At 65.7% G+C, this 22,245-nt stretch carries 17 protein-coding genes and 3 pseudogenes; 11 read left to right on the top strand and 9 right to left on the bottom strand.

Features of this window, described 5'->3' with window-relative positions:
• Positions 1-68: 68 nt before the first annotated feature.
• Genes ACMVY4_RS18000 through panB form a run of 3 tightly spaced genes read right to left on the bottom strand, consistent with a single transcriptional unit; the run spans position 69 to position 2,673 of the window.
• Complete coding sequence (locus tag ACMVY4_RS18000) at positions 69-962, bottom strand: phytanoyl-CoA dioxygenase family protein (RefSeq protein WP_416897357.1); 894 nt, start codon at positions 960-962, stop codon at positions 69-71.
• A gap of 11 nt (positions 963-973) precedes the next feature.
• A complete protein-coding gene (locus ACMVY4_RS17995; RefSeq protein ID WP_416897356.1) occupies positions 974-1,810 on the bottom strand; it encodes a phytanoyl-CoA dioxygenase family protein in 837 nt (278 codons plus the stop codon).
• Positions 1,807-2,673, bottom strand: a complete 867-nt coding sequence (gene panB / locus ACMVY4_RS17990) for a 3-methyl-2-oxobutanoate hydroxymethyltransferase (RefSeq protein ID WP_416897355.1) — start codon at positions 2,671-2,673, stop codon at positions 1,807-1,809. The genes ACMVY4_RS17995 and panB overlap by 4 nt, the downstream gene beginning before the upstream one ends.
• Positions 2,674-2,762: 89 nt before the next feature.
• On the opposite strand from panB, the gene ACMVY4_RS17985 reads away from it, so the two are divergent.
• Positions 2,763-3,230, top strand: coding sequence for a MarR family winged helix-turn-helix transcriptional regulator (locus ACMVY4_RS17985; protein WP_416897354.1), 468 nt, complete (start codon positions 2,763-2,765; stop codon positions 3,228-3,230).
• A 3-nt stretch (positions 3,231-3,233) separates the two neighbouring features.
• Here the strand turns inward: ACMVY4_RS17985 and ACMVY4_RS17980 are convergent, their stop codons facing one another.
• The 3 genes from ACMVY4_RS17980 to ACMVY4_RS17970 are packed head-to-tail and all read right to left on the bottom strand — an operon-like array spanning position 3,234 to position 5,468.
• Positions 3,234-4,169 (bottom strand): LLM class flavin-dependent oxidoreductase, encoded by a 936-nt coding sequence (locus tag ACMVY4_RS17980; protein ID WP_416897353.1) that lies wholly within the window; start codon positions 4,167-4,169, stop codon positions 3,234-3,236.
• A 3-nt stretch (positions 4,170-4,172) separates the two neighbouring features.
• The gene (locus tag ACMVY4_RS17975) at positions 4,173-5,168 is read right to left on the bottom strand and encodes an NAD-dependent epimerase/dehydratase family protein (protein WP_416897352.1); all 996 of its coding nucleotides are present in this window, start codon (positions 5,166-5,168) and stop codon (positions 4,173-4,175) included.
• Between the two features lie 12 nt (positions 5,169-5,180).
• Positions 5,181-5,468 carry a DUF1330 domain-containing protein gene (locus tag ACMVY4_RS17970; protein WP_416897351.1) on the bottom strand — a complete coding sequence of 96 codons (288 nt, stop codon included), beginning with the start codon at positions 5,466-5,468 and terminating at the stop codon, positions 5,181-5,183.
• 65 nt (positions 5,469-5,533) lie between these two features.
• On the opposite strand from ACMVY4_RS17970, the gene ACMVY4_RS17965 reads away from it, so the two are divergent.
• The 8 genes from ACMVY4_RS17965 to ACMVY4_RS17930 all read left to right on the top strand — a co-directional run bounded on the left by ACMVY4_RS17965 (position 5,534) and on the right by ACMVY4_RS17930 (position 13,997).
• On the top strand, positions 5,534-6,319 hold the full coding sequence (locus ACMVY4_RS17965; RefSeq protein ID WP_416897350.1) for an enoyl-CoA hydratase/isomerase family protein: 786 nt from the start codon (positions 5,534-5,536) through the stop codon (positions 6,317-6,319).
• 34 nt (positions 6,320-6,353) lie between these two features.
• Complete coding sequence (locus ACMVY4_RS17960; RefSeq protein WP_416897349.1) at positions 6,354-7,832, top strand: flavin-containing monooxygenase; 1,479 nt, start codon at positions 6,354-6,356, stop codon at positions 7,830-7,832.
• Positions 7,817-7,987, top strand: a complete 171-nt coding sequence (locus tag ACMVY4_RS17955; RefSeq protein ID WP_416897348.1) for a hypothetical protein — start codon at positions 7,817-7,819, stop codon at positions 7,985-7,987. Before ACMVY4_RS17960 ends, ACMVY4_RS17955 begins: the two co-directional genes overlap by 16 nt.
• Before the next feature lie 98 nt (positions 7,988-8,085).
• Positions 8,086-9,909, top strand: coding sequence for an ABCB family ABC transporter ATP-binding protein/permease (locus ACMVY4_RS17950; protein WP_416897347.1), 1,824 nt, complete (start codon positions 8,086-8,088; stop codon positions 9,907-9,909).
• An 83-nt stretch (positions 9,910-9,992) separates the two neighbouring features.
• A complete protein-coding gene (locus tag ACMVY4_RS17945) occupies positions 9,993-11,162 on the top strand; it encodes a CaiB/BaiF CoA transferase family protein (protein ID WP_416897346.1) in 1,170 nt (389 codons plus the stop codon).
• A 23-nt stretch (positions 11,163-11,185) separates the two neighbouring features.
• On the top strand, positions 11,186-12,172 hold the full coding sequence (gene dctP / locus ACMVY4_RS17940; protein WP_416897345.1) for a TRAP transporter substrate-binding protein DctP: 987 nt from the start codon (positions 11,186-11,188) through the stop codon (positions 12,170-12,172).
• A complete protein-coding gene (locus ACMVY4_RS17935) occupies positions 12,169-12,717 on the top strand; it encodes a TRAP transporter small permease (RefSeq protein ID WP_416897344.1) in 549 nt (182 codons plus the stop codon). Before dctP ends, ACMVY4_RS17935 begins: the two co-directional genes overlap by 4 nt.
• Entirely contained in the window at positions 12,714-13,997 is a 1,284-nt protein-coding gene (locus tag ACMVY4_RS17930) for a TRAP transporter large permease (RefSeq protein WP_416897343.1), read from the top strand. Before ACMVY4_RS17935 ends, ACMVY4_RS17930 begins: the two co-directional genes overlap by 4 nt.
• Here the strand turns inward: ACMVY4_RS17930 and ACMVY4_RS17925 are convergent.
• The 3 genes and pseudogenes from ACMVY4_RS17925 to ACMVY4_RS17915 all read right to left on the bottom strand — a co-directional run bounded on the left by ACMVY4_RS17925 (position 13,994) and on the right by ACMVY4_RS17915 (position 19,104).
• Positions 13,994-14,927, bottom strand: a pseudogene (locus ACMVY4_RS17925) (polysaccharide deacetylase family protein). The gene ACMVY4_RS17930 and the pseudogene ACMVY4_RS17925 sit on opposite strands and share 4 nt — an antisense overlap.
• Positions 14,928-15,033: 106 nt before the next feature.
• Positions 15,034-16,948, bottom strand: a pseudogene (locus ACMVY4_RS17920) (PhoX family protein).
• Between the two features lie 134 nt (positions 16,949-17,082).
• Entirely contained in the window at positions 17,083-19,104 is a 2,022-nt protein-coding gene (locus ACMVY4_RS17915; RefSeq protein ID WP_416897342.1) for a PAS domain S-box protein, read from the bottom strand.
• A 125-nt stretch (positions 19,105-19,229) separates the two neighbouring features.
• Here ACMVY4_RS17915 and ACMVY4_RS17910 point away from each other — a divergent pair, with 125 nt between their 5' ends.
• Positions 19,230-20,891, top strand: a complete 1,662-nt coding sequence (locus tag ACMVY4_RS17910; protein WP_416897341.1) for an NAD+ synthase — start codon at positions 19,230-19,232, stop codon at positions 20,889-20,891.
• A pseudogene (gene gltX / locus ACMVY4_RS17905) lies at positions 20,888-22,221 on the top strand (glutamate--tRNA ligase). The gene ACMVY4_RS17910 and the pseudogene gltX overlap by 4 nt, the downstream one beginning before the upstream one ends.
• Positions 22,222-22,245 lie beyond the last annotated feature (24 nt).

Raw genomic sequence — 22,245 nt, 5'->3', positions numbered from 1 at the left:
CACCATGCAATCATGCCGTGCGTCGTTTGCACGCAGGCCGCCGGCGGCTTCGAGCCGGTGGTTCTGCTTCAGGCGGCCTTCTCGTCCTCGCCGGCCTGCGCCGCGAAGATGGAGGTGTAGCCGCCCGACCAGTCCGGCGGGATCTGGCAGGGGCGCGGGTCGTGCACCGCCCATTTCGCCGGATGTCCGCGCACGACTTCATAGGCATGGGACGACGGATCCGGATGCGGCGTGTAGGCCCGGGCGTCCGCCGAGGAATAGCTGTTCAGCAAGAGTGGCCTCGGATTGGGCGAGGTGCTGGCCACCGAATAATGCACCGTCCTGCAGTTGTGGATCGTGATCGATCCGGCCGGTCCGGTCATGTAGGCGGCGCGGCTCATGTCGATGGCGGCATTGTCCGTGTCGCTGAGCATGCCGGTCCAGTTGCCACTGGCGTCGTACTGGTCGTAGAGCGGGCCGTTGTGGCTGCCGGGCAGCACGCCGACGGCGCCGTTCGACATGTCGGTGTCCGCCAGATAGCAGCCGATGGCGAGCACGTTGTAGTTTGTGTGCGGATAGAACTGGATGTCCTGGTGCCACTTCACCTCGCTGGTGGCGTCGGGCCATTTGAAATTCAGTTTGGAATGGTGGAACAGCACGTCCGGCCCCAGCAGATCGGCGGCGACATCGGCGATGAGACCGGTGGCGAAACCCCAGTAGCCCTCGTGCTGATCGTCGGGCCGCTTGATCCGGCGGACCACCGGATGCTCGGCGGTGTGCTGCGGCGCAACGTCGAAGACCTTGCCGGACTTCGTCTCCTTGCGGCTCGCCCCGACGAATTCGTCGGTGATGGCGACCATCTCGGCCACGGTTTCCTTCGGCACCAGGCTATCGACACAGAGATAGCCCTGCTCGAAATAGAATTCCCGCTGCGCCTGGCTCAGGACGCGGGCCGGCTCCTTCAGGATCTCCTCGGGCGTCATGTCGGTTCCTCCTAGTCGCGCAGCTGCTGTTTGTCGGTGCCGGAGAGCAGCGCCTTCACCAGCCGTTCATTGGCATCCTTGTGGGTCGCCAGAGCCCTTTCGCTCAGGTCGGCATCCGGACCGTCCAGCAGGTCGAAATGCCCGTATTCGTCGACGCCGCGCACAAGAACGGCCGTGTCACGCACCTTGGTCTGCCGGACGGTCGTCGGAATGTAGCGGATCGCCAGCCCGATACGGCGGTCGTCGGTCGTGTTCGGGTGCGAGCCATGGGTCATCAGCACATGATGCAGCGAGAACTCGCCGGCCCTCAGCGGGATATCGGTGGCGAGACTCTCATCGACCTCGACCTGGATCTCCTGGCCCCGGCTCAGCAGGTTGTTCTGATGGAAGGTGTCCTCGTGCGCATGAAGGCCCTCGCGATGACTTCCCGCCAGAAACTTCATGGCGCCGCTTTCGACAGGCGCATCCGACAGCGCGAGCCAGGCAGTCAGTACCTGATCGTGCGGCTCCAGGCCCCAGTAGGTCGCGTCCTGGTGCCAGGAGACGTAGTTCCCGTCCTTTGGCTCCTTGATGAAGAAATTGGTGATCCAGCACAGGATGTTCGGGCCGATTGCCGCTTCCACGGCGTCCAGCACGTTCTCGTTGCGGATCAGTTCGTCGGCCCACGTGAAAAGCAGGTGGACGTCGGTTCGCATGGCCGATTTCAACGGCCCGCCAAGGGCCATCTCGGACGCTTCCAGCCGTTGTCTGTAGGACAGGGCCTCAGCCTCGTTCATGGCGCGGACCGGAAAGTAAAATCCGTCGCGGGCATAGGCCTCGGCCAGGGCGTTGGGCGTCTGGATACTCATGATCCTGCCTCCAGGGCATCTCTCAGCTTCTGCGCTTCGTCGGCGTTCATCCTGTAGGTGTGCTCGTCGTCCGGGAAGGTCCCGGCCCGGACATCGGCAGCGTAGTCGGCAAAGGCTTTCGAGGCGACTTCGGCGACATTGCCGTATCGCTTTGCGAACTTCGGCTTGAACGTGTCGAAGCCGCCGATCAGGTCGTATCCGTTCAGCAACTGGCATGTCCCGGCCGATCCCGCCCCGATGGAGAAGGTGAAGATGCCGACCGCCTCGTCGACGGCCTTGCCGACCGCCCGGGGCATCGCCTCGATCTCGAGGCCGATGGCGCCGGCCTCTTCGATGGCTTTCGCATTGTCGATGATCTTCAGCGCCTCGTCGGCGGTTCGCCCCTGCATCTTGAAGCCGCCCAGCCTGTGGACGAAATGAGGCGTCAGACCGACATGGCTCATGATCGGCACACCGGCGTCGGCCACGGCCTTGATGATCTCGAACATCTCACGGCCGCCCTGCATCTTCAGCGCGTCCGCGCCGGACTCCTTCATCATGCGGACCGCATTGGTGACCGCAGTTTCCTTCGTGGCGTAGGAGCCGTAGGGCATCGAGACGATGCAGAACGTGTCGGGTGCGCCGCGCCGGACCGCCCTGGTATGCTCGATCATCTGATCGACGGTCATGGGCAGGGTGGTCTCATGGCCGTAGAGCGTCATGCCCAGGCTGTCGCCGACCCCGACAATGTCGACGCCGCCGCGTTCCGCCCATTGCGCGGAGAGGTATTCGCCGACCGCAACCATCACAAGTCGCTCGCCGGCAGCCTTCTTCCTCGCCAGATCCGGGACGGACAGTTTCCGGCGCTCGCCCGGCTCGCCCATGTCTCCTCCGTTGATTGAATTATTGTTCCATTTGGAACAGTATGATCGAAACGTCCACACCGGACAAGTCCCGTCGACAAGAGGCGCACATGACCGACAGCACCCTGAACCGCGATCTTCGTGCGCTGTTTCACCAGAAACCCATCGGGGACACGTTCCGGCTGTCGTTCATGGCCAACTCCCTGGTGCTGCCGGTCTATGACGAGATCAAGCGCTGCCACGGTCTGAACCGCGGCGAGTACCTGCTGGTCCATTGTCTGTCCCATCTGCCGGTCATGACCGCCCAGGATGTCGCCCGGATCACGGGGCGGCCCAGGAACTCGATATCCCGTGCCGTTCACCGGATGCTGGAGGACGGCTACATCGCGCGGGCGCCGGACCCGGATGACGGGCGGCAGGCGCGTCTCACAGTGAGCGGGAAGGGGCGTGCACTGGTCGAGGCGGTCACGCCCCTGTTCGAGGCGCGGCAGGAAGAGCTGTTCGAACCTCTTTCGGCGGAAGACCGCTGCGAACTCGACCGGCTGCTGACCAAGCTGACTGCCGCTGCGCCGATCTAGTTCCTACCAGCCGAGCTGTTCTCGGATGCGGGCGATGGCGTCCTGGTGCTTCTCGTGGTCGCCGGCGAAACGGAGCACGATGTGGCTGGCGCCGGCGTCGGCAAAGCCCTGCAGCCATTCGGCCGCTGCGGCTGCGGGGCCGGCGAAATTCGCCTGGATGCGGCGCATGTTCTCGCCCGGGACCTTGTAGTAGGTCGCCATGTAGTCGGTCATGCGCCGGTCGGCTGCGTCCGCGTCCTCGTCGATGGTCATGGTCAGATAGACCGCGAAGGTGATGCTGTCGGGATTCCTTCCGGCCTCGGCGGCGTGGGCGCGGACCGCCTCCCAGCGCTTCGCAAGCGTCGCCGCGTCCGGGCCGATCGGAAACCAGCCCTCGAACTCCTTCGCCGTGCGCTTCAGGCCGGCAGGCGCACCCGCGGCGCTCCAGATCGGGATGCCGCTGTCGCGGAAGGGGCGTGGGGCGAGCGCATCGCCTTCGACGGTCCATCGGCCTTCCCACTGTGCCGGTTCGCCGGTCCAGAGCCTTCGGCAGAGCCGCATCCCTTCCATCATGCGCCCGACGCGCTTCTCGAACGGTACGCCGGCCGCCTCGAACTCCGCGCGGACGTTGGGCACGTCGGTGGCAATGCCGACACCCAGGATCAGGCGGCCTTCGGATACCTGGTCCACCGTCGCGGCCATGTGGGCGAGGATCACCGGATTGCGCAGCGCCGGCAGCAGGACCGCAGTCCCGAGTTCGGCTTTCGTGGTCCGTGCGGCGACGGCGGCCAGCAGCGTCAGCGGTTCGTGCCGGGGCCGCGCCAGCAGGCTGTCGCCGATCCAGAGCGAATCGAAGCCGAGGTCCTCGGCCCGCTCGGCCAGTGCCAGGATCGGGCCGGTCTCGTGCTTCCCGGCCATGATCCGCTCGCGCGTCGGCAGCAGGTATCCGAGTTTCGCCATGGGTCAGGCTCCAAAAACGGGATTCTTTGCGAAGGCGACGGCGCTTTCAAGTATCTCCGGCACCGGCCGGATATCGACGCCGAGACTGTCGCGGCGGGTGAAGTCGAAGGTCGTCGGCGGTTCCGGCTCTTCGTCAAGAGGCTCGGGCATGACCATGTCCGGCATGAGACGCTGCAGTTCGGTGTAGATGTCCTGCCAGTGCCGGCTTTCCTTCACGCCAAAATAGCGTCCGCGCGCCGCCGGGTTTTCGTACGCGGCGAGGAACAGGGCGGCGATGTCGTCGACATGGATCATCGAGGTGGAACCGTTCGGCACCTTGTCGTGACGGCCCTTCTCGCCCTTCGCCAACCGGCTCAGCACGGCCATCAAGCCCTCGTCCATGTGGCCGGGAATGATCATCGGCCCGAGCATCAGCGTCGGCAGCAGAATGCATGGCCGCATCTCGTGTTCGGCGCAGAAGCGGAGCGCTGCCTTCTCCATCACCGCCTTGGTGGCCGACGTGTATTTTCGCGCCGCGCATTGCTGGTCGGGGTCCGACCAATGTTCGGTCTCGTTCTTGTATTCGACCGGCGGCACGGGGTTGGTGCTGCTGGTGGACGAGCAGATGATGGCGTTGCCGACGCCCTGTTTCGCGGCGGACTGCAGGATGTTCAGGCAGCCGTTGACCGTCGGCATGATGATCTCGTCATAGCCCTGCTGCAGGTCCATCTCGGTGGCCTTCATGCCCGACGGGCCGGCATAGGTCGGAATCAGGCAGGCGATGAAGACGGCGTCGCAGCCGAAGGCCGGCGCGTCGAAGTCGCCGGGTCTGGACATGTCGGCGTCGAACAGCGTCAGCCGTTCCGCCGCGCCGGGAAGCGCCATCAGATAGGGGTGCTTGGCCGGGTCCGCGCTGTCGCGCATGGTCCCGTGCACCCGGTAGCCGCGGGCGAGGCAGGCCTTGACGATGTTGGAACCGACAAGCCCGCTCGCCCCGGCGACGCATACGGTCTTCGGCATTGGGCCGGGCCCTCAGAGGCCTTCGAGAATGATGAACTGGCCGTCGGCGGCGCCTTCACGTTCCTTCTTCGCCGCCTGGTATTCGGGCGAGTTGTAGAAGCTGCGCGCCGCATCCATGTCCGCGAACTCCAGAACCACCACCCGGCGGCTTTCCTCGGGGCCTTCAAGCAGTTCGACCGCGCCGCCGCGGGCGAGATACTTGCCGCCATGCTTGCTGATCGCGGCCGGCGCGAGGGCCTTGTAGTTCTCGTACTTGTCGGGATCGGTGACGTTCACACGAGCTATGACGTAGGCGACCATGGTTCTTCCTCCCCTTGGGCGATTAAGCTGCCGCCAGCCTAACGCATTCCATTGGGGAGGAAATCATGGATTGGGAGTTCTGTTCGGTCGAGCGCAGCGGCCGGATCGTGACGGTGCGTTTCGACAGGGGCTATCCCGCGAATCCGATGTCGGATGCACTGATGAAGGAGCTGACCGATCTCGCCCGCTGGCTGGACGAGGATCTTGAAACCTCGGTCGTCGTGCTGACCGGCCGGTCCGACAACTTCTCCATGGGCTTCGACCTGAAGGAAGGCCGGGATCCGGACGCCAGCCTGCTGGAGCGGCGGCGCGCGGTGCAGCGGGGCCCCCGGCTCTGCCGCGCCTGGGAGGATCTGGAGCAGATGACGATCTGCGCCATCGAGGGCTGGTGCGTGGGCGGCGGGGTGGCGCTGGCGACGGCGCTCGACCTGCGCGTCATGGGTGAGGGATCGACGCTCTACGTGTCCGAGATCGAGCGCGGCATGAACATGTCCTGGAACTCGGTGCCGCGCTTCGTGAATCTCTGCGGCCCGGCCCGGACCAAGCGGCTGGTCGTCATGGCCGAGCGGGTTGGTGCGGAACAGGCGAAGGAATGGGGCCTGGCGGACGAGCTGACGCCGAAGGGCGGCGCTTTCGACAAGGCGATGGTGATGGCCGAACGGATCGCCAGCCTGCCGCCGGTCCAGGTCCGGATGCTGAAGAAGGACGTCGATGTCGCGGCCAAGGCGCTGAACCACGCTGTCAGCTTCATGGACGCCGATCAGTTCGTGCTGTCGCAGACCTCGGAGGATTACCGGGAGGGGGTCGAATCCTTCCTCGAGAAGCGTCCGCCGAACTATACTGGCCGGTAATATTTGGTATACTGTTCGGTAAGGGGAGGAAGCGATGCCGGACGAGAATGTGAATGCAGGAAATCGCGCGCCGGACTGCGACGTCGTCGTGGTCGGCGCCGGGTTTGCGGGAATCTACGCGCTCTGGACGGCGCGGAAGCGCGGCTACAGCGTGCGCGGCTTCGAGGCGGGTTCCGACGTTGGCGGGACCTGGTACTGGAACGCCTATCCGGGCGCCCGCTGCGACGTGGACAGCTACAGCTACGCCTATTTCTTCGACAACGAGGTGGTCCGCGACTGGGACTGGTCGGACATCTGCGCCCGTCAGCCGGAGATCCAGAACTACCTCTCCTTCGTCGCCGACCGCTGCGATGTGAAGCCGCTGATCACCTTCGACACACGGGTGACCGCATCGACCTATGACGAGAGCGCCGGCCTGTGGACCGTCAGCACGTCCGGTGGCGAAGAGGTCGTCTGCCGCTATCTGGTGCTGGCCGTCGGTGCGTTGTCGGAACCGAAGGCGCCGGATATCGAGGGCGTCGACGACTTCCAGGGCGAGAAATACTTCACATCGATGTGGCCGAAGGACCGGGAGGTCGATCTGTCGGGCAAGCGCGTCGGGGTGATCGGCACGGGTTCTTCGGGGGTCCAGGCGATCCCCGAGATTGCGAAGGTCGCCAGCGAGGTGGTGGTCTTCCAGCGTACGGCGAACTTCGTCATGCCGACCTGCGGCGGGCCGATGGACCCGGACCATGTCGCCATGCTGCGCGAGGATCCACAGGCGATCCGCGAGGGCATGCGCGCCAACTACGGCGGCACCCGTCCGATCGCGATGGGCCCGCGCTTCGCCGAACTTGACGAGGCCGGGCGCGAGAAGGCGCTGCAGGAAGCCTGGGACGGCGGCTACATGATGACCGCCTTCTATGACGCGCACCTGCCCGAGGCCAACGAGGCCATCTCCGAATTCGTCCGCAAGCGGATGCACGAGCAGGTGGAGGACCCCTGGACCGCGAACCAGATCGTCCCCTGGGACCATCCCTATGGCGGCAAGCGGCCCTGCATGAGCGACGTGTACCTGCAGACCTACAACCAGCCGCATGTCCGTCTCGTCGCGCTGAAGGAGACGCCCATCGAGCGCATTACCGTCGACGGCATCACGACATCGGCGGAGCATGTGCCGCTGGACGTCATCGTCTTCGCCACCGGCTTCGATGCGCTGACCGGCCCGGTCCGGTCGATGAACATCAAGGGCATTGGCGGCGCCGTCATGGCCGATGTCTGGGCGGACGGACCGGTGAACTATCTGGGCACCATGGTCCACGGCTTCCCCAACCTGTTCCTGCCTTCAAGCGCCATGTCGCCGTCCGTGCTCTCCAACATGGCGACGCTGGCCGAGCAGCAGGTGGACTTCGTCTTCGACACCGTCGACGAGCTGGAACGGCGCCAGGCCAGCGGCTGCATCCGAAGCATGAATCGGAGGAGTTCTGGGCCGAGGAAACCCTGCGCTACGCCAAGCGCGTGCCGGGGGCACTGACCACCGACAGCTGGTACAACGGCGCCAACATTCCGGGCAAGCCGCGGCGTTACATGGTCTACCGCGGCGGCTTCAAGCGCTACCACGACACCTGCTACGCCGAGATCGAGCGGGGATTTCCGGGCTACGAGCTGATCGAACCCGAAGCCGCCTGACGAATTGCCGCCGGCGCAGAACCGCCTAGGTTAAGATGCGAGCGCCCATCCGGCCGGATGGGCGCCGCCTGGGCATGCCGGCGTCATGAGGTAACGGATTGAGAAACAGCCTATCCAGCGAACCGACGGGTCCCGCCGACTGGTCGGTGCTGCGCCGGCTCTGGCCGTATCTCTGGCCGAAGGACAACTGGGCGCCGAAGGTCCGCATCTTCATTGCGGCGGCCTGTCTCGGGGGCTCCATCGCCGCCGGCGCCGCCGTGCCGTTCCTGCTGAAGGAGGCGGTGGATGCACTGGACGGTGAGACCATCGCCATCGGTGTTGCCGTAGCCTTTGTGGTCGCCTACGGCCTCGGCCGCGTGCTGCAGCAGGGGCTGGGCCAGGCGCGGGATGCGGTATTCTCGGCGGTCGGCCAGCGCGCGGCGCGGAACGTGTCGCGGCGGGTCTTCGAGCGGCTGCACGAACTCTCCTACCGCTTCCACACGGAGCGGCGCACCGGTGCGCTGCATCAGGTCATCGACCGCGGCGCGAAGGCCATCGACTTCCTGCTGCGCATGACATTGTTCAACGTCGTCCCCGTGGTCGGGCAGGCGCTGATCTTCTGCGGCATCCTGCTGATCGAGTACCAGGTCTGGTTCGCCATCGTGACGCTGCTGACCGTGGTCGGCTATGTCGCCTTCACCTTCATCGTCACCGAGTGGCGGATCGGCATCCGCCGCGAGATGAACAGGCGCGACGAGCAGGCCAATGCGAGTTCCATCGACAGCCTGCTGAATTTCGAGACCGTCCGCTACTTCGGCAACGAGCCCTACGAGACAGGCCGCTTCGACAGCCGCCTCGCGCATTACGAGAAGGCGGCCGTACGCAGCCAGGTCAGCCTGGCCATGCTGAATACGGGGCAGGGGATCATCGTCTCCGCCGGCCTCGCCATCGTCATGGCAATGGCGGCCTATGGCGTGAACGCCGGCACCATGACCATCGGCGACTTCGTGCTGGTCAACGCCTTCCTGATACAGCTTTACATGCCGCTGAACATGCTGGGCATGGTCTACCGCGAGGTGAAGCAGAGCCTGACGGACATGCAGAAGATGTTCGGCCTGCTGGACCGCGAGATCGAGGTGGAGGACCGGCCCGGCGCGCCGGAGCTCGACTTCAGGGGCGGCGAGATCGAGTTCGACCGCGTCGTCTTCGGCTACGATCCGCGGCGGCTGGTGCTGCGCGACGTCTCCTTCCGCGTGCCGCCGGGCAAGACCATCGCCGTGGTCGGCGGCTCGGGCGGCGGCAAGTCGACCATCACCCGGCTGATCTACCGCTTCTTCGATGTGAACGGCGGGGCCATCCGGATCGACGGGCAGGACATCCGCGAGGTGACCCAGAAATCGCTCCGCAAGGCGCTTGGCGTGGTGCCGCAGGACGTGGTGCTGTTCAACGACACGCTGGAGCACAACATCCGCTACGGCGATCTGGACGCGAGCGACGAGCAACTTCAGGACGCCATCGACTCGGCCCAGCTCCGGCCCCTGATCGAGAACCTGCCCGACGGCCTGAAGACCATGGTGGGCGAGCGCGGGCTGAAGCTTTCAGGCGGCGAGAAGCAGCGCGTCGCCATCGCCCGGATGATGCTGAAGAACCCGGGCATCATGATCTTCGACGAGGCGACCTCGGCGCTTGATACGGCGACCGAGCGCGAGATCCAGAAGGCGCTGACCCGCGTCTCCGTGGGCCGCACGACGCTGATGATCGCCCACCGGCTGTCGACCGTGGTCGACGCCGACGAGATCGTGGTGCTGGCCGCCGGCGAGATCGTCGAACGCGGCCACCACACGGACCTGCTCGCCGCCAATGGCGTCTACGCCGGCATGTGGCGCCGCCAGCAGGCGGAGAAGCAGGACGACGCCCCGCCGGTCACCGAGGCGGCGGAGTAGGTGCTCCAAAAGGCTTGAGCGCCGTGACCGGCTGCCGGTAGGTTCCGCTTCCCGTTGTTGAACCGGGGAGGCGGGGAGACGTCATGATCAAGCCGGATACGCTGAAGGGCATCCGTGTCGTCGAGATGAGCCACATGGTGATGGGGCCGTCCTGCGGCATGTTTCTCGCCATGCTGGGCGCCGAGGTGATCAAGGTGGAGCCGCCCGAGGGCGACCGCACCCGGTTCCTGACCGGCATGGGCACGGGCTTCTTCCCGGTCTTCAACCGCGGCAAGCGCTCCATCACACTGGACCTGAACACCGATGAGGGCATGGCCGCGATGCACGGCCTGCTGGCCACTGCCGACGTGTTTCTGGAAAACTTCAAGCACGGTTCGCTGGCGAAGCGGGGGCTCGACGCCGCGTCGCTCAGGCAGCGCTATCCGAAACTGATCGCGGTGCCGCACAAGGGCTTCGCCAACGGCCCGTACCGCGACCGCACCGCGCTGGACGAGGTGGTGCAGATGATGACCGGCCTCGCCTACATGACCGGGCCGACGGGCCGGCCGCTCCGCGTGGGGTCATCGGCCAACGACATCATGGCCGGGCTGTTCGGCGCGATGGGCGTCATGGCGGCGCTGATGGATCGCGAGAAATCGGGCGAGGGGCGCGAGATCCGGGTCGGCCTGTTCGAGAACTGCCTGCTGCTGGTTGCCCAGCACATGGTCCAGTTCGAGCTGGAGGGTACCGAGGCCCCGCCGATGCCGGAGCGGGATTTCTCCTGGCCGGTCTACGACATCTTCGACACCGCCGACGGCAAGCCGCTCTTCGTCGGAGCGGTCACGCTCGGCCACTGGAACGATCTCTGCGGTCTGCTCGGCCTGACCGATCTGGTCGGGCGCGACGATCTCTCGACCAAGATGCAGCAGATCGAGGCGCGAAGCTGGACCCTGCCGCTCATTGCCGAGGCGATCCGCAGGCATACACTGTCCGAGCTCGAGACGGCGTTCCAGCCTCTCGGCATTCCCTATGCGCCCATTGCCCGGCCGGTCGAGATGTATGACGACCCGCATGTGCGGCGTCCCGGCGGGCTGCTGCCGTCGCGCTATGGCGAGAAGCGCTTCAACGCGCCGGGCCTGCCGCTGGATTACGACAGCGAACCGGTCGGTTTCCATGCGGATGTGCCTGATATCGGTCAGGACACGGAAGCCGTGCTGGGCGATCTGGGGCTTGACCCGGATGCGATCGCGAGGGCATCTGGCCGGAACGAATAATTCGATACAAGGGGAGGATACCGATGAAGAAGCTTCTGATCGCCGCGGTCGCGCTGACCGGCTTTTCGGGGGCGGCGCAGGCCGCCGAGACCATGCGCTGCAGCCACCAGCTGCCGCCGCAGCACCACATCGCCCAGGTGATCGACCGCTGGGCCGCCGAGGTCGAAGCGCAGTCGGAAGGCGAGATCGACGTTCAGGTGTTCGGGGCCAACAGCCTGTCCGGCGCCGGCGAGAACATCCCCTCGGTCGCCAAGGGCAGCTTCGAATGCGCCTTCTCGGTGAACTTCCAGTGGGGCAAGACCCTGCCGATGATGAACGTCACCCTGAAGCCCTATGCGGTCACCGCGCTGGAGACCGTTCAGGGCTGGCCGGACTCCGAGGCGGCGGCCTTCCTGGAAGAGAAGCTGCTGACCAAGGGTGTGCGCAACGTGGCCTGGCTGTTCACCACCCGGATGAGCGCCTACACCTCCAAGGGCAAGGCGCTGCTGGCGCCGGCTGATTTCGAGGGCGTGAAGATCCGCGGTCTCAACCCGATCGTCGATGCCGGCCTGAGCGCTCTGGGCGCTGCGCCGTCGGCCATGTCGGGCTCCAAGGTTTACCAGGCGCTGTCGACCGGCGTCATCGATGCGGGCCTGACCGACATCTCGGCCACCTGGTCGCGCAAGTACTACGAGGTCCAGGACTTCGTTGTCGCCTCGCCGCTGTTCAGCGTCTTCTTCCACGGCTACGTCAATCCGGCCTGGTATGACGGCCTGAACGACAAGGCCAAGGCGGCCCTGGCCGCCGCCGGCAAGAGCGCCGCGAAGTGGGCAGTCGAGGAATCCGAGAAGTCCGCCGGTTCTGCGCCGTATCAGCTGGCGACCAAGAACGTGAAGGTTCACATCCACACCGCGGACGAGATCGCGGCGATGAAGGCCGTCATGGGCCCGGCCTTCGACAAGGCCTTCGCCGAGGAGAGCGGCGAGGACGGCCAGAAGCTGATCGAGCTGGTCAACAAGATCGGCCAGTGAACCACGGGGGAGCGGACGGGCCTGGCGGCAATGCGCCGGCCGGCCCGCCGCCCTCGCTGATCGAACGCGCCGTCGCTCCGCTGGCCAGGCTGGGCGCGGCGTTTTCGGTTCTGGGCGTGCTGCTCATTCTCGCGATCACCGGATACAGCGTCTTCATGCGCTACGTGCTGGGCACGCCGGTCACCTGGACGGATGAGCTCTCGGGCTATCTGGTCGTCGGCATCGTCATGCTGGGCGCGGCCGAGACGCTGCGTCGCGGCGACCACATCAGCGTCGACCTGATTTCCGCCAGACTGTCAGGAATCTGGGCGCGCGTCGCCGGCATCTGGGCCATGGTGGCGGTGATCCTGCTGGTTGTCGCGATCCTGATCAGCTCGATCACGGCGGTGCGGTTCTCCCACGATTTCGGCATCTACTCCGACGGCTATCTGGCGATTGCCATGTGGATCCCGCAGTCGCTGCTGGTCATTGGCTGCGTCCTGATCCTGCTGGTGGCGGCGGCGCGGCTGGTCTCGGTTCTGCTGGCGCGGCGGCCGCGGCAGTGACTCTCGTCCTGATCCTTGTCCTGCTGCTGGTCCTGCTGCTGACCGGCGCGCCGATCTTTGCGGCGCTGGGTCTGGCGTCGCTGATCGTGACGCTGCTGACCGAGGGCCACGTCAACTCCATCGCCGACACCGTCTTCGCCAAGCTGAACAACAACCTGCTGACGGCGATCCCGATGTTCGCCTTCATGGCCTACATCATGATCCGCGCGAAGGTGGTCGACCACCTCTACGAGGCCGCCAACGCGATGGTCCGGCATCTGCCGGGCGGGCTGGGCATCGCCACCGTCCTTTCCTGCACCGTCTTCGCGGCCATTTCGGGCTCGTCGGTGGCGACGGCGCTGACCATCGGCACGGCGGCGATCCCTCAGATGAAGCGCTTCGGCTATCCGTCCCACACCGCCTATGGCGTCATCGCTGCCGGCGGGACGCTGGGCATCCTGATCCCGCCATCGGGGCCGGCGATCCTCTATGCCATCGTAACCGAGGTCTCCATTGGCGCCCTGTTTCTGGCCGGCGTGATACCGGGCGCGATCATGGCGTTGCTGTTCGCGGCGTATTGCGCGGTCAGCGCCATGCGGCGGCGCGACGAACACAAGCCGGAATGGATCGGCTTCCGCGAATGCGCCCGCGCCGTCGGCCGCGCTTTCTGGGCGCTGATGATGCCGCCGGTGGTTCTGGGGGGCATCTATGCCGGTGTCTTCACGGCCTCCGAGGCCGCGGCCATCGGCTGTTTCTACGCGCTGTTCGTCGGCGTCGTGGTCTATCGCAGCTTCGGCTTCCGCGATCTCTGGGAGACGGCCTACGAGACCGTCCGGACCACCGCGATGCTGTTCATGATCCTCGCCGCCGCGGCGATCTTCGGCCATGCGGTGACCATCATCCGGCTGCCGGCGGAACTGGTCGAGGCTGTCGTGGCCTACCAGCTGACGCCCATCATGTTCCTTCTAGCGGTGATGGCCGTGATCTTCGTCCTCGGCATGTTCCTGGAGACGATCTCCATCATCCTGATCACCACGCCCATCGTCTTCCCGGTCCTGCTGCAACTCGGGATCGACCCGATCTGGTACGGCATCCTGCTGATGATCAATCTGGAACTGGCCCTGATCACACCGCCGGTGGGCATGAACCTGTTCGTCATCAAGGGCATCGCCGACGCGCCGCTGATCGAGGTCATCCGCGGGGTGGTGCCGTATGTCGTGCTGCTGCTGGCCGGGCTGGCGCTTGTGCTGCTCGTACCGGAACTCGCCACCTGGCTGCCGGAGAGCGCGGGCTTCGGCTAGGCCGGGTGCACCGACCGCCAGTGCCGGGCGATCTCCTCGCCGGTGCAGACCCAGGCGTCGCCATGGGCGGTCACATGATCCAGGAACCGGGTGAGGCCCCTGATCCGGCCCGGGCGCCCGATGATCCGGTCGTGCAGGCCGATCGACATCATGCGCGGCTGGCCCGCGCGCCCTTCCGCCAGCAGAACGTCGAAGGCGTCCCGCATGTAGCAGTAGAAGTCTTCGGCCGTGCTGAAACCGGAATTTCCGTCGAAGCGGTTGTCGTTGGTCTCGTAGGAGTAGGGGACAACCAGATACGGCTCGCCGCCATCCCGGATCCAGTAGGGCAGTTCGTCGTTCAGGGAGTCCCGGTCGTAGAGGAAGCCGCCATGCTCCCGCAGCAGGTTCCGCGTGTTGGGACTGGGGCTGGCCGGTCATCCAGCCGACAGGCCGCTTGCCCGACAGGGCCTCGATGGCCTCGACCGCGCTGCGGATGTCCTGACGTTCGACCGCGGCGGGCACGTCCTGGTAGTCGATCCAGCGCCAGCCGTGGCTGACGATCTCGTGGCCGGCCGCCACGCAGGCCTCGACGACGTCCGGATTATGGCTGAGGCCGCTGGCGACGGCGAGAATGCTGGCCTTCAGGCCGCGGCTCTCGAAGGCGTCGAGCAGGCGCCAGATGCCGCGGCGGCTGCCGTATTCGAAGGCGGACTCGGCCAGCATGGAGCGCGCGCCGACCACTTCGGGGAATCCGATGTCGGTCAGCATGGCTTCGGAGCGGCTGTCGCCGTGGAGCACGCTCAGCTCGCCACCGCATTCGTAGTTGATAGCGAAGGTGACCGCGATCTTCGCGCCCTCTGGCCATTCCGGGTCCGGCAGGCGGCGCCCGTAGCCGCGGAGATCGCGCGGGTAGTCCGGACGCCAGGTGCCATGGCTCGATGCATCGGTCATGGCGAAAGGCTCCGGTGCCGCGGCAACTCTGTCAATTGCGGAAACGGCAGGGGCCGGACGTCCTGCTGGACGCCCGGCCCCCGGTTCAGGCCGAAATACGGCCAGATCAGCCGATCAGGCCGCCATCGTCGCGGGTGATGGCGATGACCGCCGACCGGGGCAGGCTCTCGCCGCCGCCCGGCCAATGGCTGTCGCCGCGCTCGCCCGGATGCTGGATGCCGATGAACAGCGTCCGCCGGTCAGCCGCCCAGGCGAAGCCTGTGACCTCGCACTCCTTCGGGCCGACCATGAAGCGGCGGATTTCGCCGCTGACCGGGTCGCCGACCAGCATCTGGTTGTTGCCCTGACCGGCGAAGTCCTTGGCGTTGGAGTAGTTGCCGTCGGTCTGGATCCAGAGCAGGCCGGTCGAAATCGAAGGCGAGACCGTCCGGCGAATTGAACATGTTCTCGGCCGTCACGTTCTTCGATCCGGCATAGACGTCGTTGTGAACCGTCGGGTTGCCGGCGATCACGTAGAGGTCCCAGGCGAAGCCGGTCGCGGTGTGGTCGTCATTGTCGGCCACCCAGCGCACGATCTGGCCGTAATTGTTGCCCTCGCGCGGGTTCGGGCCGTTCACCGGCGCCTCGTCGCCGCCGGCATTCGGCTTGACGCCGCGGTTCTTGTTGTTGGTCAGGCAGCAATAGGCTTCGACCTTGTTGGGGTTGGCCGCGACCCATTCGGGACGGTCCATGGTCGTGGCGCCGACCTTCGACGCGGCCTGGCGGGTATGGATCAGGATCTCCGCCTCGGTCATGCCGGTGGCCGCCGGAGTAAGCTCGACCCATTCGCCGCGGCCGTCGTCGGAGAACTTCGCGACGAACAGCGCGCCGGTCTCCAGCAGGTCGGCATTGTCGCCGCCGGCGGAATACTTGCCGGCCGAGACGAACTTGTAGAGGAACTCGCCCCGCTCGTCGTCGCCCAGGTAGACCACGACATGGCCGTTGTTGGCGATCACCAGCTCGGCGTTCTCATGCTTGAAGCGTCCCAGCGCGGTGCGCTTCTTCGGCGTCGAGGACGGATCGAAGGGGTCGATCTCGACGATGTAGCCGGCCCGGTTGGGCTCGTTCGGGTGCTTGGCGATGTCGAAGCGCTCGTCCGCCGAGGCCCAGTTGTAGCCCCAGTCCTTCGGACCGATGCCGTAGCGGGAGAAGCCTTCCGGCAGGGCGATCGGCTTCTGGTCCAGCGCCTTCTCCGACGAGGAGAAGTAGCCGTTGAAGTTTTCCTCGCAGGTCAGATAGGTGCCCCAGGGCGTGCGGCCGATGCCGCAGTTGTTCCAGGTGCCAAGGGCCATCGTGCCGGCCGGATCGGCTGCGGTCTTCATCAGGTCATGTCCGGCGGCGGGGCCGGTGATCTGCATCGGCGTCTGCGGCGTGATCCGGCGGTTGAACTCGCTGTCCTTCACGATCGACCAGGCGCCATTCTGCTGGGCGACTTCGACAATCGAGATGCCATGCGCCATCATGCCCTTCAGGGCGGCTTCGGCGTCGGCGGGCTTGCCCTCGGTGTTGCCGAAGATGATGCCGGTGTTGGTGTACTCGTTATTCACGGCAAGGATGTAGCGGCCGCCCTTGTTGAACAGCGCCATGCCGTCATTGTTGTCGCCGAAGGCGCGGGCCTGGCTCTCGGAGGTGCCGCGGGTGGCGTCGTCGAACTCGGGCACGTCCGACCACATCGGATCGCCCCAGCGGACGACGGTGTGCCAGCTGTAGCCCTCCGGCACGGTGATGGTGTCATCGCTGTTCGCAGCGACAGCCTTGAAGCCGAGGCGCGAGGCGGCGTGCGCGGCCGCTTCGGCCGTCCGGGTGAGGGCCGTCGTGCCCAACAGCAGCGCGGTGGCGCCCAGCGCGGCGGCGCCGCCCAGGAAGCCGCGGCGGGCCATGCGGCGTTCGACGACCCGGTCGAAATCGGTGATCGCCGGCGGCGGATTATTGATCTCGTCGAACTCGTCGAAGCTGAGTTCGGAAGCGGTGACGTCTGACATCACGGTCTCCATCAAAGGACAAGTATAGATGCACGGCGCGGGATCCCCATCACCGCGGTGCTCGTCCGAGGATTAAGGCGTCAATGCTTCAGATGAATGACAAGAGGCAGGCCTGCCGGCCGGTTTCGCCGGCGTCAGCCGGCGGGCAGAATCCGTGCTTCGGGAAGCTGGACCGCTGCCGTCGTGCCTTGTCCTGGCCGGCTCTTCACCTCGAACGCGCCGTCATGGAGCTCAACCAGGGATTTCACGATCGGCAGGCCCAGTCCGGTGCCCTGATGGGGCCGCGCGTGAGCGCTCGCCACCTGGCCGAACGGGGTCAGCGCCTGCACGATCTCGTCATCGGTCATGCCGACGCCGGTGTCCTCCACGGCAATGCCGAGTGCGCCGGTATCATGGCGGCTCAGGACGATACGGATCTTGCCGCCACGGGGCGTGAACTTGATCGCATTGCTCAGCAGGTTGAACAGAATCTGCTTGATCAGCCTCGGGTCGGCACGACAGCACATGTCCGGCGCATCGGTATCATCGACTTCGAGTGTGACTTTCGCTTCCGCCGCGCGGTGAGAGACGATGCGAAGGCAGTCGGCGATCAGGTCCGACAGCCCGAAAGCCTCTTCGTGCAGCTCGAGCTTGCCGGCCTCGAGCTTGGAGAGGTCCAGAAGGTCGTTGATGATCTGCAGCAGGTGCCGGCCACTGCCGTGAATGTCCTGGGCATATCCAAGATATTTGGGCGACCCGACGGGACCCGCCATCTCCCGTGAAATCATCTCGGAAAAGCCGATGATGGCGTTGAGCGGGGTGCGGAGTTCGTGACTCATGTTGGCGAGGAACTCGCTCTTGGCGCGGTTCGCCAGGTCGGCTGCCCGCATGCTGTCCTGCAGCGCCTGTTCCTGTCGACGCCGTTCGGTCACGTCTCGGGCGACGAACAGCGTGAGATCGTTGCCGGCGAAGCTGATGTCGCGGGCGGAGACGGCGATCTGCTTGCTGCCGCCGCCGGCGAGGTTGATGACCGTGTCAATTTCGGAGTGGTCCTGGCTCTGACGTGCCTGCAGGGCAAGCTGCCGTGCAATGCCAGGGTCGGCGAGCAATGACAGTTCTTCTCCCGTGCGGCCGATCACCTTGTCGCGGTCATGCCCTGTCACGTCCAGAAAGCTTTCATTGACGTCGACGATGCGCCCGTCGGAGCGGCTGGCCAGCAGCATCATGTCCGGACAGGCCCGGAACAGGACGCCGAACAGTTCCTCCGACCGGCGCAGCGACTCCTCGGCGTGCTTTCGCGCCGTGATGTCGACCAGCCAGGCCAGCGATGCGGGTTTGCTGCCCCAGGTGATTTCGGACGTGAAGCACTCGACCCAGATCACGCCGCCATCCAGACGTACCATCCGGAACTCGTAGGTGCCGGGGCTGACGCCACCGGCCATCCGCGCGGACTGACGCCGGTAGACCATCTCGCGATCGTCGGGGTGCGTGTGATCCGCGTGAGCGCCGTCGCGGCGCATGTGTTCCAGGGACTTGTAGCCGAGCATCGGCGCCAGGGCAGGGTTTGCGTAGACCACCCGCTTGCCGACGGTGACCGTGGCGGCCTGCCGGGCGCCCTCGACGATCTGACGCAGCTTTAGTTCGGCGCGTCGTAGGGTTTCCGCCTCGTCTGCGCTGAGTGACAGAAACGCGCCGCCATCGTTCCCGCACTGGATGCGCACAGGAACCCAGCCGCCGTCTGCGCGGCGCATCCGGACCTTCAGCCGGCCCGTGTCCTTGTCGGCGGTCCGGGCCCATTCCGTGGTCATGCGGGCGAAGGCGCGATCATCGGGATGAATCTGGTCAAGAAGGCGTTCGGTTGGGATGAAGAATCGCCCGGATTTTGCAGGAAGATCGTCAAGACCGAGCAACAACGCCAACTCGCCGGGCATATCCAGGCCAATCTGCCCGGCTTCTCGGCATCGGCATTCAGCAGGCTTGCCGATATCCTTGATGTTCAGGACACCTGAGGGGCTGTCTCCATCGCCTGCCGGCCTGAGGGTCGATCTCTTCATCATACGCGGTTCCCGGTACGCGCCCCCTTCTGACGAGGGCTTAGGCATCTCGCTCCCGTTGCAGTCATTCTGGTGCCCGGATCGTTCCGGTTTGCGACTGCTTGATCTGTCAAGATAGTGCATCATTCGTAAACAAACTGCTCATTCGTCGATCATTGCATGCAACCGCCAGCGACGCATGCATGCCATTGCAACGGCCTGGCATGGACACGGTTTCCCGCCGCGCGAACTTGTCCTAAAGAAGCTCCATGACTGACAATCTCCGCATCGCGCTGGCCCAGGCCAATCCCACCGTGGGCGACATCCAGGGCAATCTGGAACTGGCCCGGCAGATCCGTTCCGAAGCTTGGGAAATGGGCGCGGATCTGGTGGTCTATCCGGAGCTGTTCCTGATCGGCTACCCGCCCGAGGATCTGGTGCTGAAGACAGCGTTCCAGGACGACGCCATCAAGGCGGCACAGACGCTTGCCGCCGAAACGGCCGACAATGGCCCGGCGCTGCTGATCTCGACCTGCTGGCGCGAGGGCGGGCATCTCTACAATTCGGCGCTGCTGATGGACGAGGGCCGCATTCTCGCCGCCCGGCACAAGCACGACCTGCCCAATTACGGCGTCTTCGACGAGAAGCGTCTGTTCGCGCAGGGGCCCTTGCCCGGCCCTGTCAATTTCCGTGGCGTCCGCATCGGCGTACCGATCTGCGAGGACATCTGGAAGCCGGACGTCATCGAGTGCCTTCAGGAGACCGGCGCGGAGATCCTGATCGTGCCGAACGGGTCGCCCTTCGAGGTCGACAAGTCGGACACCCGCCTCAACCACGTGGTCGCGCGGGTCACCGAATCCGGCCTGCCGCTGGTCTATCTCAATCAGGTCGGCGGGCAGGACGAGCTTGTCTTCGACGGCGGGTCCTTCGTGCTCAACGCCGACCGGACCGTCGCGGCCCAGATGCCGGAGTTCGAGAGCGCGATTTCCCTGACCGAATGGACACGCAAGCCGGAAGGCTGGGTCTGCATCCGCGGCCAGGATGCGCCGCCGCGAAGCCGCAACGAAGCGATCTACCGCGCCTGCATGCTCGGGCTCCGTGATTACGTCAACAAGAACGGCTTTCCGGGCGTCGTGCTCGGCATGTCCGGCGGCATCGACAGCGCGCTCTCGGCCGCCATGGCCGTCGACGCGCTGGGGCCGGACCGGGTCTGGTGCGTCATGCTGCCGTCCAAATACACCAGCCAGTCCAGTCTGGACGACGCAGCCGACGCCGCGAAGATGATGGGCTGCCGCATCGACACGGTCTCGATCGCCGAGAGTGTCGACGCGCTGGAAGGCTCGCTGGGCAACCTGTTCGCCGAGAAGCAGCCCGACATCACCGAAGAGAACATCCAGTCCCGCGCCCGCGGCCTGTTGCTGATGGCGATTTCCAACAAGTTCGGACACATGCTGCTGACGACAGGCAACAAGTCGGAGATGTCGGTCGGCTACGCCACCATCTACGGCGACATGGCCGGCGGCTATTCGGTGCTGAAGGATCTCTACAAGACGACGGTCTTTGCGCTCTCGGACTGGCGCAACCACCACAAGCCCTCCGATGGGCTGGGCCCAGACGGGCCAGTGATGCCGCAGAACATCATCGACAAGCCGCCGTCGGCCGAACTCCGCCCCGACCAGAAGGACGAGGACAGCCTGCCGCCCTACGATGCGCTGGACGACATTCTCGAGTGCCTGGTCGAGAAGGAAATGGCTTTCGAGGGCATTGTCGCCCGCGGCCACGATCCGGCGACCGTGAAGCGGATCGAGCACCTGCTCTACATCGCCGAGTACAAGCGCCGCCAGGCGCCGCCGGGCGTGAAGATCACCACGAAGAATTTCTGCCGCGACCGGCGCTATCCGATCACCAACCGCTTCCGGGACGCGGTGTGACGCCGAAGGTCCGTTTCGCGCCCAGCCCGACTGGTCTCCTGCATCTCGGCAACATCCGCGCGGCGGTGATCAACTGGCTGCACGCGCGGCGCGAGGGCGGGCATTTCCTGCTGCGCATCGACGACACCGACGAGGCGCGGTCGACGAAGGCGTTCGAGGACGCGATCCTCCGCGATCTCGAATGGCTCGGCCTGGACCGGGACAGCTTCGAGCGTCAGTCGGACCGGACGGCCAGCTATGAAGCCGCGGTCGCAAGCCTGAAGGCCGATGGCCGGCTCTATGCCTGTTACGAAACGCCGGAGGAACTGGAACGGAAACGCGGCCTTCAGCGCGCTGCGGGCCGGCCGCCGGTCTATGATCGTGCCGGACTGAACCTGACCGCCGAACAGCGCGCATCGTTCGAAGCCGAAGGGCGCCGGCCGCACTGGCGGTTCCTCATGAAGCAGGAGCGGGTGGTCTGGCAGGACCTCGTGCGCGGCAATCAGGAGATCGATGCGGCGTCGCTGTCGGACCCCGTGCTGATCCGCGAAGACGGGCGGCCGCTCTATACGCTGACCTCGGTCGTCGACGACGGCGAGCTCGGCATCAACGAGATCATCCGGGGCGAGGATCACGTCGCCAATACGGCGGCACAGATCCAGCTGTTCGAGGCGCTGGGGCACTCGGCGCCCGCATTCGGCCATTTCCCGCTGATCGTCGATGCCGACGGTGCGCCGCTGTCGAAGCGCGCCGGCAGCCTGACGGTCGAATCTCTTCGGAGAGAGAGATCGAGCCGGAGGCCATTGTCAGCCTGCTCGCCAGGCTCGGGACCTCCGCGCCCGTGGTGCTGTTCCCCGACAACCACGCGGCGGCGGAGGCGTTCGATCTCGGCCTGTTCAGCCGTGCCGCCGCCCGCTTCGAGGAGCGGGAACTCGAAAAGCTGTCCGCGGAGAAGCTTCACGCCCTTAAGGCAGATGCTGCGGTCGCGCGGCTCGGCGACGACCGACCGGCGACCCGGTCGATCTGGGAAGCGGTCTCGCAGAACGTCGAACGGTTCTCGGATTTCCGCCGCTGGGTCGGGATTGTCGAGGGCGAGATCGAGCCGGCGATCGAGGATCCCGACTTCTGCGCTGCGGCCGCCGCGCTGCTGCCCGAAGGCGAACTGACGGAAGACAGCTGGGGCGCCTGGACGGGCGCGATCAAGGCCGACACCGGGCGCAAGGGTAAGCAACTCTTCATGCCGTTGCGGCAGGCTCTCACCGGTCTGGGACATGGACCGGAAATGAAAAAGCTGCTACCGCTCATCGGCCCGGCGAAGGCTGCGGCGCGTTTGCGCGGCGAAATCGCCTGAATATCAACAATTTGAACTCGATTG

The organism is Minwuia sp. (assembly GCF_048007105.1).
Classification (GTDB): domain Bacteria; phylum Pseudomonadota; class Alphaproteobacteria; order Minwuiales; family Minwuiaceae; genus Minwuia.
The sequence above is the reverse complement of the archived record's forward strand: the minus strand, read 5'-3'. Positions and strand labels throughout refer to the sequence as shown.